Genomic DNA, 8102 nt, shown 5'->3' on the forward strand with positions numbered 1-8102 from the left:
ATGGATGATCGGGATCGGGCAGCCCCAGTAGCGCTGGCGCGATATGCCCCAGTCGCGCAGCTTGAAGTTGACCTGCCGCTTGGCCTGCGGACGATTGCCGATCGTCACCATTTCGAGCCGCCCCGCGACCTCCTCCTTGGCCGCCTCGATCGTCATCCCGTCGAGGAAGCGCGAGTTGATCATCAGTCCGTCGCCGTCATAGGCGACCTTGTCGACCGTGAAGGTCGCGGGGTCCACTCCCGGCGGGCAGACGACCGGCGTCGCGCCGAGCCCGTAGACGTTGACGAAGTCTAGGTCGCGCTGGTCTTGCGCCGGACAGCCGAAAATGGCGCCCGTGCCGTAATCCATCAGGATGAAGTTGGCGACATAGACCGGCAGGCGCCAGTCGGGATCGAAAGGATGCAGAACGCGCAGCCCGGTGTCGTAGCCCTTCTTTTCCGCCGTCTCGATGGCCGCGACCGAGGTTCCGACCTTGCGACACTCCTCGATGAAGGCGGCGAGGTTCGGATCATGCCGCGCCGCGGCGGCGGCCAGCGGATGATCGGGCGCGATCGCCATGAACTTGGCCCCGAACAGCGTATCGGGACGCGTGGTGTAGATCTCGAGTTCGCTCGTGTCGGGCTCGCCCTTGAGAGCGCCGACCGTCGCCTGGTCGATGACGAACCGGACCACCAGGCCCTCGGAGCGGCCGATCCAGTTGCGCTGCATGAGGCGCACCTTTTCCGGCCAGCGGTCGAGCCGGTCGAGGCTCGCGAGCAGATCATCGGAAAAGTCAGTGATCTTGAGGAACCATTGCGTCAGCTCCCGCTGCTCGACGACGGCGCCCGAGCGCCAGCCCAGGCCGTCGATCACCTGCTCGTTGGCGAGAACGGTGTGGTCGACCGGGTCCCAGTTGACCTTCGACTTCTTGCGCGCGACGAGACCTGCGGCGAGGAAATCGAGGAACAGCTTCTGCTGGTGGCGGTAGTAGCTCGGGTCGCAGGTCGCGATCTCGCGCGACCAGTCGAGCGACAGACCCATCGATTGCAATTGGGCCCGCATCGCGTCGATGTTGGCGTAGGTCCAGGCCGCCGGATGAGTGTCGTTCTTCATCGCGGCGTTTTCCGCCGGCATGCCGAAAGCGTCCCATCCCATCGGATGCAGCACGTTATAACCGCGCGCGCGCCGGAAGCGGGCGACAACGTCGCCCATCGCGTAATTTCGCACATGCCCCATATGGATGCGGCCCGATGGGTACGGGAACATTTCCAGCACGTAGTACTTTGGCCGTGGATCGTCGTTGAGCGTCTTGAAGACGTCTGCCTCGGCCCAGGCCTTGCGCCATTTCGCCTCGGATTCGCGCACGTTGTAGCGTTCAGAACGCATCGCTGGATGGTCTCGTCAAAAGTCGTCTTCTTGGATTCGCGGCGGGACAAATCACGATTTCATCAGAGGGTCAAATGACGACGGCGTCGCGGCGCGGGATCCGATCCACAACAATTCAGGGAAAACCGCTCGACGGCGGCGTCCCTGCATGACAATTTTACGACATTCGTTTCGATTCGAGGTTTTTGTTCGATGAACGCCCCGGACGTCGTCTTGCACACCACCCCGATCCTCAGTCTGCGGCCGACGCAGATGACGGTCGGCAGACAGGAGGTCGCCCGAAAGCGCGATCAATGGAAGAAAGCAACCGCGACCGACCTGCCGAAGTTCCTCGCCCAGCACATGGTCCCGACAATCATCGGGCTCGGAGGCCAGCACTACGTGATCGATCACCATCATCTCGCGCTCGCCTTGCACGAGGAGGGCGTGGAGAGCGTTTTCGTCACCGTGGTCGCGGACCTGAGCCGCATGCCGGAAAACCATTTCTGGAACATGATGAGTTTCAAGGGGTGGACTCATCCGTACGACGGCACAGGGCGCAGGCGTCCTTATGCGGACCTGCCGAAGACAGTGACGGGCCTGGAGGACGACCCCTATCGTTCGCTGGCCGGAGAACTGCGTTACAACGGCGGCTTCGCCAAGGACTCAACGCCCTTCGCCGAGTTCCTGTGGGCCGACTTCCTTCGCGCCCGCATCAAGGCCAAGACGATCAAGGCGGACTTCAACGCCGCCGTCGCCGAGGCGCTCAACCTCGCCAAGACCGGAGAGGCGGACTATCTGCCCGGCTGGTGCGGCCCGCACGGGTATGCGCCGCCCGTTGTCGTGAAGCCCGCTAGCGCGAAGGCCAAGGGTCCCGAAAAGACCGGCAAGAAGAACAAAAAGACCAAGGTCGCGTGAGGCGCGGGCGAAACCGCCCCGCGCGGCGGCAGGCGTCGATTGGCGCAGGGCTCGCGAAGTCGCTAAGACTTGAGCCTCCGTCGGGCTGCTAATTCCATGTCTTCCGAGCCCCAATCCAACCGCATCGCCGGGCTGACGGCGTTTGCCGCGACGACTTTCGCGGTCTGCGTCGTGGCCATCGCGGCGCTCGACCGGGCCGGCGCGCCGGACCGGCTCGTCCGGGCGCTCGGCCCCGTCCTCGCCCTGATCGCGCTCGTGGTCTTCGGCGTCGGCGCCCGCAATGCGACGCTGGCCCTGTTCATCGCCGCCGGCCGCCGCGCGCCGCTGACCTACGTCGCGCTTGCCGTCGCCGCCGTCACAGCGGGCGCCGCGGTCGGCTTGGGAATGCAGACGGCGTCGCCTGCGCAAACCGTCTGGCCGGGCGCAATGGTTGGCGTCGGACTCGGCGCAGCGGCGCTGGGGCCGCTCATCCGGCGTTTCGGAGCGGCATCGCTCGGCGATGTCGTCGCCACGCGGTTCTCGAACCTGATGGTCCGAGGCCTCTTCGGCATCGTCGCCGGCGCAGCCTCGAGCTTGGTCGCATTCGCCGGCTTCGGGGCTGCCGTCGCCGTCGTCGAGGCCCTGGTCACGGCGAGCCGCCCCGCGGCGGAGACGCTTGTGTCGGCGGCCCTGCTGGCGTCGGTCGCGTCGGGCGGACTGGCGAGCCTCATCTGGTGCGCGGCGGCGACGGGCGGCGGGGTCATTCTGATCGCCCTCCTCGCGCTTGCTTTTCCGTCGGAGTTCGCCGCGGCTGAGAAACTCCCGGTTTTGGCGGCGGCCGCCCTGCCCGCGCTCGCCTCGCCTGAGGCGCTCGCATCGTTCATCGCCGCCGCAACGGGCGCGGCTTGCCTGATCGGCGCCGCGCCGCCAACGGTCGCGTGCCGGAGCGCCGGGACGGCGGTGAGAGCCGGTATCGAGGGCGTGCTGCTGTTCATCGCGCTCGCGGCCCTGTCGTTTTCCGGCGTTCCCGTTTTCCTGGTCGACCGCGGCGCCGCGACGGCGAGCCCGGTCGCGGCGTCCGTCGCCGGGGCCGCAACCCTGGCTGCGACGCTCGCGCTCGCAAGCATCGGCGTCCTGGGAGCGCCGCGCGCCTTCGGCGTCGCCCTCGCCCGTCCGCCCCGGCCCTTTGCGACGCTTGCGAGCGTGCGGCTCGCGCGAATGCGCGTCGCGCAAACGGCCGTTGTGGTCTGCTGCGCTGTCGCAGACAGCTTCGGCCTTGCCGATCCGCCGAGCACCCTGATTGCAGCGATGGCCCTTGCGGTCGCCGTGCCGGCGCCGATCGCAGCCCTGGCGGCGATCCCGCGCGCGGGGCCGCTCGCAGCGGCGGCCGCGGCGCTGACGGCCGTCGCCGTCGCCGCCGCCAAGGTTTTCGCGCTCGGCGCGCCCCCCAACGCGACGGATATGCTCATCGATGCGCTCGCCGCCGCCGCGGCCGCTTTCGTCGTCGGCTCGCTGATCGCGCTTGTCGCTCCGCGCCGGGGGCCGGCCCCGACCCCGAGGGCATTCGACCCCTTCGCCGAGCCGTCAGGCTGACATCCGAAGCAAGCTCAGCGCCTCGTCGTACACGCGCTGGTCGCCGGCGGCGAGAATACGTCCCCCCTTGGAGGCGTCGTCGCCTTCCCAAGTCGTGATGACGCCCCCGGCGCCCTCGATGATCGGCGCGAGCGCGACGATGTCGTGCGGCTTGAGGCCGGTCTCGATGACGAGATCGACGAAACCGGCGGCGAGCGCGCAATAGGCGTAGCAGTCGCCGCCGTAGCGGGACAGGCGCGCCTTCTGCTCGACGCGCCGGTAGGCTTCGAGATCGGCCGCGTCGCGGATCAGCGCCGGACTGGTCGTCGACACCGTCGCCTCGGCGAGCGCGCCGCAGGCGCGTGTGTGCAGCGTCCGGGTCGTCCATTCGGAAGGCAGCGCATCGCCGCGGCTCGCCGCCACGGTTCGAAGGCGCGCCCGTTTCCCGTCGCCATAGAATCGCTCGCGCGTGAAGGGCTGCGCCATCATCCCGTAGACCGGCCGGCCGCGGTGCATCAGGCCGATCAGCGTGCCCCAGGTCGGCATGCCCGAAATGAAGCTCTTGGTGCCGTCAATCGGATCGAGCACCCAGACGTATTCCGCATCGCCCCGGTCGACGCCGTATTCCTCGCCGATGACGCCATGCGCCGGGAACGTTTGGCTTATAAGGCGCCGCATCGCCGCTTCGGCGCCGCGGTCGGCTTCCGTCACCGGGTCGAACACGCCCCCGCGCGACTTGTCCTCGGCGCCGATCGCGCTGCGGAAGAACGGTAGAATCACTTCGCCTGAGACCTGCGCAAGCCGCTCCACGAAGGCTGCGAAGTCGACCGCCGTCACCTTGCACCCCCAAAATAGCGCCCTGAGGCATGCTTTTTGCGCATATCAGCCATCCGCTCTTGCAGTGCCTAAGCCGCCCCTGAAGAGGGAATCAACGGCGTAAGACGCTGAATTTATACATCGAAGTTCAAAATCGGCCGCCAAGACCGTTCAGAGTCGCCTGCCCCGCCAGAAGCGCCCTCGACGATAATCCGCGTATCGGAGGAAGAAAACTCTTGCAAGAGCGGGCCCGCGCGCCGATATTGTTGCGGTGCGGCATGATCTGCCGCATATGCCCTCCTTGGGCGTTTCCTCCCTAGACTGAAGGCCGCCGTGGTGACATGGCGGCCTCCTTTTTTGTGCCGCCTGCCTGAAACCTAGGGAGGCAAGCGAATTTTTTGCGACCATCCGCTTGCTTTTTGTGCGGCGCACCATCATTTTGCTGCGGTGCGGTAAAAACGCATGCGCTCCTCAGTCGAGCGTTTCCTCCCCGGACTCGGACCGCTGCAGCGATGCAGCGATGCAGCGATGCAGCGGTCTTTTTCGTTTCCGCCCTGGTTATTCGGCCGCGAGCCGCGTTGACCCCGCTGCGCCGCCGACTTCAGCCGCGAGAGCCTTCGCCGCCATGAAGAGGTCGTCGCGCAGCGTCGTCCATCGCTCGTTGCGCACGATCAGCCGCTCGTCCATGTAGAGCGCGCGCGCAATCTCAATCTGCACGGCGTGAACGCCGCCGCTGGGCGCTCCGAAGTGCTCGGTGATGTAGCCGCCGGCGAACGGCTTGTTGCGCCGGACCCTGTATCCCGACCCTCTGAGGCTCATCTCCAGCGTCTCGATCACCACCGGCGCTGCGCTGGCGCCGAACCGGTCGCCGAGCACGATGTCCAAGCCGCCAACGTCGGCGGCGTTGCTGGGCATGGAATGGCAGTCGATCAGCACCGCGCGTCCGAAACGCCCCCGGGCGCGCTCGATGAGCGCCTCGAGACGGGCGTGATACGCGCGATACAGGGCGTCGATGCGGGCCAGCCCCTCGGTGAGCGACAAGGGCTGCTTGTAGATGGGCTGCGCGTCGCCGACGACGCGCGGGATCGTGCCGAGGCCAACCGCGACCCTTAGCGAGCGCGTATTGGCGAAGTCGGGCAGCGGCCCATCGAACACTTTCGGATCGAGTTCATAGGGCTCGCGGTTGACGTCGAGAAAGGCTCGCGGAAACACCGCCCGAATGAGCGGCGCGCCCAGATCCACGCAGGGCAGGAACAACGCGTCAACGAAGGCGTCTTCGGAGCGGCGCAGGGTCAGCGCGTCCAGACGCGACGCAGCGAGAAAGGCGTCCGGATAAAGCGAGCCCGAATGCGGTGAGCTGAACACCAGGGGAGAGGTCAGGCGGACCGGCTCGATCGTCTCGACGGGCGGATCGAATTGCGCCGGCGCAGGCCTCTCGAATCGCTTCATTGTCTCTCCCGGACGCACTGCGCGCTTGCTCTCGGCGCACGCATCGGCTTTATCATATGGCATCGCGGTGCCCGGGTGCGCCAGAACCTGCCGCGTCCTTCAAGGAATTTTTACCGGGGCGCGGCAAGGTTGCAAGCCCGAGCGGGGGATAGGAATGCGTACGCCGGTCGAGATTTCAGCCAAGATTCTCCTTGCCGAGGACGACAACGACATGCGTCGGTTCCTCGTCAAGGCCCTTCAGAACGCCGGGTATGACGTCGCCTCGTTCGACAACGGCATGTCGGCGTACAATCGGCTGCGCGAAGAGCCGTTCGAACTGCTGCTCACCGACATCGTCATGCCGGAGATGGACGGAATCGAGCTTGCCCGCCGCGCGACCGAGCTCGACCCCGAGATCAAGGTCATGTTCATTACCGGATTCGCCGCGGTGGCGCTCAATCCTGACAACAACGCCCCGAAGGACGCCCGCATATTGTCGAAACCGTTCCACCTGCGCGAGCTGGTTTCCGAGGTCGAGCGGCTCCTCAGGGCGGCGTAGCGGCTCGGGACCCGAATCGGCATGAATTCGGGCGGGGCCCTCCGGCTTTTCATTCTCGCCCTCGGCGCGGCGCTCCAGCCGGCCCTCGCCGAAACGTCGCGCCTCGATGCGATCCTTTCCGCACAGGTGCTCCGCGTCGGAACAACCGGGGACTACCGGCCGTTCACCGCGCTCGACAAGACGACCGGCGCCTATTCGGGCTTTGACGTGGATATGGCGCAGGCGCTCGGCGCAGGGCTCGGCGTCAAGGTCGAGTTCGTGCCGACTGCCTGGCCTCAGCTTTCCCACGATCTTCAGAGCGGCACCTTCGACATCGCCATGGGTGGCGTATCGGTCACGCTCGAGAGGCAGAAGATCGGCTTCTTTTCGGAGCCCTACCTGCGCGACGGCAAGACGCCTATCGCGCGCTGCGCCGACCAGGAGAGGTATCAGGCCCTGTCCGAGATCGATCGGCCCGACGTCCGCGTGATCGTCAACCCCGGCGGCACGAACGAGCGCTTCGACCGCGCCCATCTCCGTCAGGCCCAGATTGTCGTCCAACCGGACAACACGACAATCTTCGATGCGCTGGCGAGCGGCGGCGGCGACGTCATGATCACCGACGCGTCAGAGGCGCGGCTACAGGCCAAGCTGCATCCCGGCGTCCTTTGCGCCATCCATCCGGACCGCCCCTTCGACTTTGCCGAAAAGGCCTATTGGATGCCGCCGGACCCCGCGCTCAAGGCGTTCGTCGACCAGTGGCTCCATATGGCGATCGAAGACGGCGACTTCGACCGGCTCGCCGCCAAATGGCTGCGCTGAATGACTTGGGCGGCCGGAGGGCCGCCCCTCGTCAAGCGCACGCGGCCGCTTCAGGGTCGATACGGTAAGCGGACGTGGCAGGAGCCGTAATTCGGGAAGCAATAGAACGGATACGCTGCGACCGAACCCAGATCGGCGACGCCCCCGACGACTCCGGTTGCGGCTTCGCCCACGGGGTTGTCGCTACTGTAGCCGTAGCGATTGTAGCCGTGGCGATGCGCGCTGCGCCACTCATGGCGCGCGTAGGCGCGCGCCCGGTGGTGCGACGGGACCGCCCCGCTTGCTGCTTGAGCCGGGCCGCCTTCGGCCCAGCCCGGCGTGGGCGCTGGCTCGCTGAGCGAGGGCGCCGCATTCTGCGCCGCCGGCGCGGACGTGTCCGCGTAAGCGGCGTAAAGCGGAGCCGATGAAACAAAAGCGGCCATACCAAGCGCGATGGCCGAGAGTCCAAGAACGCGGCGGGTCATGACGACCTCCCTTCCTCATCCGACGTCGAATGGCGGCGTCAAAGCTATTCAATGAACGCGCGACTCGGCCGAACGTTTCCAAACGGACTCCAAAATGGGAAAGTCGGGGCCGCGTCATGAGTCCGGAGACGCCTTAGCCCTGTCTTTACCTGTGCGAATCCAGCGTCGTGGGCTTGGGAAAATGGGACAAAGAATAGTTGTTACTTCACCAGCACCAAAAC

At 66.4% G+C, this 8102-nt stretch carries 8 protein-coding genes; 4 read left to right on the plus strand and 4 right to left on the minus strand.

From position 1 onward, the window contains the following. On the minus strand, positions 1 to 1365 hold a 1365-nt coding region (leuS, locus tag ACLP25_RS30545), incomplete at its 3' end, for a leucine--tRNA ligase (protein WP_442472845.1). A gap of 192 nt (positions 1366 to 1557) precedes the next feature. Between leuS and ACLP25_RS30550 the strand changes: the two genes are divergently transcribed. Continuing rightward, on the plus strand, positions 1558 to 2262 hold the full coding sequence (locus ACLP25_RS30550; RefSeq protein WP_442472846.1) for a ParB-like protein: 705 nt from the start codon (positions 1558 to 1560) through the stop codon (positions 2260 to 2262). 96 nt (positions 2263 to 2358) lie between these two features. Beyond that, on the plus strand, positions 2359 to 3834 hold the full coding sequence (locus ACLP25_RS30555) for a hypothetical protein (RefSeq protein ID WP_442472847.1): 1476 nt from the start codon (positions 2359 to 2361) through the stop codon (positions 3832 to 3834). Here the strand turns inward: ACLP25_RS30555 and hisN are convergent. Then, positions 3826 to 4650: a histidinol-phosphatase gene (gene hisN / locus ACLP25_RS30560; protein WP_442472848.1), complete on the minus strand. Its 825-nt coding sequence runs from the start codon at positions 4648 to 4650 to the stop codon at positions 3826 to 3828. The two genes, ACLP25_RS30555 and hisN, sit on opposite strands and share 9 nt — an antisense overlap. A gap of 537 nt (positions 4651 to 5187) precedes the next feature. Beyond that, complete coding sequence (locus tag ACLP25_RS30565; protein ID WP_442472849.1) at positions 5188 to 6078, minus strand: N-formylglutamate amidohydrolase; 891 nt, start codon at positions 6076 to 6078, stop codon at positions 5188 to 5190. Positions 6079 to 6232: 154 nt separating this feature from the next. On the opposite strand from ACLP25_RS30565, the gene cpdR reads away from it, so the two are divergent. Together cpdR and ACLP25_RS30575 are read left to right on the plus strand one after the other, a co-directional pair. Further along, the gene (gene cpdR / locus ACLP25_RS30570) at positions 6233 to 6616 is read left to right on the plus strand and encodes a cell cycle two-component system response regulator CpdR (protein ID WP_442472850.1); all 384 of its coding nucleotides are present in this window, start codon (positions 6233 to 6235) and stop codon (positions 6614 to 6616) included. Positions 6617 to 6637: 21 nt separating this feature from the next. Then, a complete protein-coding gene (locus tag ACLP25_RS30575) occupies positions 6638 to 7417 on the plus strand; it encodes a transporter substrate-binding domain-containing protein (protein WP_442472851.1) in 780 nt (259 codons plus the stop codon). 50 nt (positions 7418 to 7467) lie between these two features. Here the strand turns inward: ACLP25_RS30575 and ACLP25_RS30580 are convergent, their stop codons facing one another. Further along, positions 7468 to 7881 (minus strand): hypothetical protein, encoded by a 414-nt coding sequence (locus ACLP25_RS30580; RefSeq protein ID WP_442472852.1) that lies wholly within the window; start codon positions 7879 to 7881, stop codon positions 7468 to 7470. Positions 7882 to 8102: the final 221 nt, after the last annotated feature.

It is taken from the genome of Roseiarcus sp. (assembly GCF_052145395.1).
Lineage (GTDB): Bacteria > Pseudomonadota > Alphaproteobacteria > Rhizobiales > Beijerinckiaceae > Roseiarcus.

What these genes read in the sequence shown, in the direction of transcription:
- ACLP25_RS30565 (WP_442472849.1), bottom strand. Translation starts at nt 6,078, where the DNA reads ATGAAGCGATTCGAGAGGCCTGCGCCGGCGCAATTCGATCCGCCCGTC.
- ACLP25_RS30550 (WP_442472846.1), top strand. Translation starts at nt 1,558, where the DNA reads ATGAACGCCCCGGACGTCGTCTTGCACACCACCCCGATCCTCAGTCTG.
- cpdR (WP_442472850.1), top strand. Translation starts at nt 6,233, where the DNA reads ATGCGTACGCCGGTCGAGATTTCAGCCAAGATTCTCCTTGCCGAGGAC.
- ACLP25_RS30555 (WP_442472847.1), top strand. Translation starts at nt 2,359, where the DNA reads ATGTCTTCCGAGCCCCAATCCAACCGCATCGCCGGGCTGACGGCGTTT.
- ACLP25_RS30580 (WP_442472852.1), bottom strand. Translation starts at nt 7,881, where the DNA reads ATGACCCGCCGCGTTCTTGGACTCTCGGCCATCGCGCTTGGTATGGCC.
- ACLP25_RS30575 (WP_442472851.1), top strand. Translation starts at nt 6,638, where the DNA reads ATGAATTCGGGCGGGGCCCTCCGGCTTTTCATTCTCGCCCTCGGCGCG.